The sequence below is a fragment of the bacterium genome (genome assembly GCA_026398675.1).
Lineage (GTDB): Bacteria > RBG-13-66-14 > RBG-13-66-14 > RBG-13-66-14 > RBG-13-66-14 > RBG-13-66-14.
Map to the genome: position 1 here is coordinate 1 of JAPLSK010000405.1, position 2585 is coordinate 2585.

Here is a 2585-nt window from a genome sequence, read left to right on the forward strand (position 1 = left end):
CCGGCACGCCGGCCTTCTTCCTCCACCCCGGCGAGGCGGCCCACGGCGACCTCGGGATGGTCACCTCGGGGGACGTGGTCCTGGCGGTCTCCAACTCGGGACGGACCCTGGAGCTCCTGGCCATCGTGCCGAACCTGAAGAAGCTTGGCGCGAGGCTGGTGGCCCTGGTCGGAGACCCCGACTCCCCCCTGGCCCGCGAGGCCGAGGTGGCCCTCGATGCGAGCGTGGAGCGGGAGGCGTGCCCCTTGAACCTGGCGCCCACATCTTCGACGACGGCGGCGCTGGCCCTGGGCGACGCCCTGGCCGTGGCGCTGATGGAGCTGCGCCAGTTCAAGGCCGACGATTTCGCCCGCTTCCATCCGGGGGGTCTCCTGGGCGACCGCCTGCTCCGCCTCACCGTGGACGAGGTGCTCATTACGGGCGGGCGATTCCCCAGCGTGGGGGTCGGGGCGGATTTCGCCGAGGTGGTCGAAGAGCTGGCCGACAAGCGGCAGGGCGTCACCGCCGTCGTTTCCACCGAGGGTCGGCTGGCCGGCGTCATCTCTAACGGCGACGTGCTGCGCGTTTTGGTCAAAAAGCGGGACACCGCGGGCCTCACCGCCGAGGGGATGATGAACCGCGACCCCAAGACGGTCGCGCCTGGGACGAGCGCCGAGAAGGCCGTGGCGGTCATGGAGACCCACGACATCACCGCCCTGGTCGTGGTGGATGATGAGCACCGGCCCCTGGGGCTGGTACACCTCCACGACCTCCTGGGGCGGAAAACCTTCTGGCAGTCCGGTTAGCGAACCAATTTGTAAAACCAAGGACCGCCGGTGCGCGGTCCTTTTTGCAATCCCGGGCGACTCTCCCTCGGACCCGAGGGGCGGCGGTGGGAGAAAAATGACCCCGCGGCGGTGGGCGACGGCCACGGAGAGAAACCCGCTCAAACGGTTGCTTTCGGCTCCGCCGACATATCCCCGTCCGGTCTCGGCGCCGGGTCAAGACCGGCTCGTGTAAAAAAACCGCCCGGAAGCGGTCTTCTTCAAACCGGCTCGGTTAGCCGGTCGGGCTCGTGTTTGTTTAAGTCTTTTCCAGCAAAAAGACCGCCCGTAAGCGGCCTTTTTCATAATTCGCACAGGCTCCGGCGGGCCCCTAGTCGAACTCGTAGTCGGGGAAGATGTAGGCCATGGGGTCGGTGCAGCTTGAGTCCACCAGGATCTCGTAGTGGAGGTGAGGTCCGGTGGATCTGCCCGTCGAGCCGACATCGGCGATAATCTGTCCCCGCTTGACCACGTCGCCTTCCTTGACGTGGAGCCTGGAGCAGTGTCCGTAACGGGTCTGGTAGCCGTAGCCGTGGTCTATGAAGCAGGTGGTGCCGTAGCCGCCGCGGGTGCCGGCGAAGAATACCACGCCGTCGGCGGGGGCGAAGATTGGCGTCCCCCACGGCGCCGCGATGTCTAAGCCGCGATGAAAGGCGATCAGCCCGTTGATGGGGTCTATGCGGTTGCCCAAGAAGCTGATGATGTGGCCGACCACGGGCTTGATGGAGGGCGTATGGGCGCGGATGTCGGCCTCGCGCCGTGTCCGCTCGATGGTCTGGTTCACCAGGGAAATCTCGTAGTTGATCGAGCCGGCCAGGCGCAGGGAGCGCTCGAAGTAGCGCTGCGTCGTCTCGTCCAGGGGGGAGGCGGGGATGCGGGGGAAGGAGGCGATGGCCAAGCCCAGCTCCACGCCGCCGATGCCGCCCTCCCGCTCCGAGTCCGGCACGATGGGCAGGGCGTGGGCCAGCCGGGCGACGTCGTTGACCTCCCGGACGGACGTGAGCTGCTGGTTCAACTCCCCGATGTTCTCCTGGACCTTGGTCAGTTCCCCCTGCTGGTCCTCGTTCTCCAACTCCAGGGTGAAGAGGTCCAGCCGCTTGCGCAGGTTGTCCGAGTAGAAGAAGAGCAGAACCAGCGCGCCGATGATGACCGACACGGTAATCCAGAAGAAGCGCCGGATGCCGCGGCGGTCCAGCTCCCGGTGGAAGGTCCCCAGGGCTCCGTCCCGGCAGACGACCAGGCTGAAATGCTCCGCCTTTTTGCGTTTCTTCTTGAGAGGATGTAACTTGAGCGTCGCGGTGATCAAAGGTTGGGTAGGGTTGTCCCCCGCGGGAGGGGTTATAGGTTAAGCAGAATCAACGACAAACGCCCAGCTTCATTTTATGGAGAAGGGGGTGGGCTGTCAAGGGTGATGATTGGAGTAGACAAAAACGTCCGTTTCCCGAAAAAAACCGTCCGGTCACCTCACCAGGGCCGATGGTACACTCCCCGTGACCTCCCCGAATACCGCGCCATGGACCGGACCCGTAAAGCCAGAGCTTACCTCGGCGTCGCCACCGTCATCTGGGGCTCGACCTTCATCGTGCTCAAGCTCCTCTTGACGCGGGCCACCCCGTGGCTGTTGGTGGGGGTGCGGTTCAGCCTGGCCGCGGCGGTCTGCCTCGTGATTCTTCTCTGGCGGCGGTGGCGCGTCGAGGGCAAGGTTCTCCGGCGCGGGGCCTTCCTCGGCCTTTTGCTCCTGGGGGGGTACGCCCTGCAGACTCTGGGGCTGGTGTACACGGG

Annotated in this window: 3 protein-coding genes; 2 read left to right on the forward strand and 1 reads right to left on the reverse strand. The window is 65.5% G+C overall.

The features are described 5' to 3' along the window. Positions 1-785: KpsF/GutQ family sugar-phosphate isomerase (locus NTW26_11910; protein MCX7022952.1), on the forward strand; the 785-nt coding region annotated here is incomplete at its 5' end. Positions 786-1134: 349 nt separating this feature from the next. On the opposite strand, the gene NTW26_11915 is transcribed toward NTW26_11910, so the two are convergent. Then, positions 1135-2109: a M23 family metallopeptidase gene (locus NTW26_11915; GenBank protein ID MCX7022953.1), complete on the reverse strand. Its 975-nt coding sequence runs from the start codon at positions 2107-2109 to the stop codon at positions 1135-1137. 207 nt (positions 2110-2316) lie between these two features. On the opposite strand from NTW26_11915, the gene NTW26_11920 reads away from it, so the two are divergent. After that, a partial coding sequence (locus tag NTW26_11920) for an EamA family transporter (GenBank protein ID MCX7022954.1) occupies positions 2317-2585 on the forward strand: 269 nt, incomplete at its 3' end.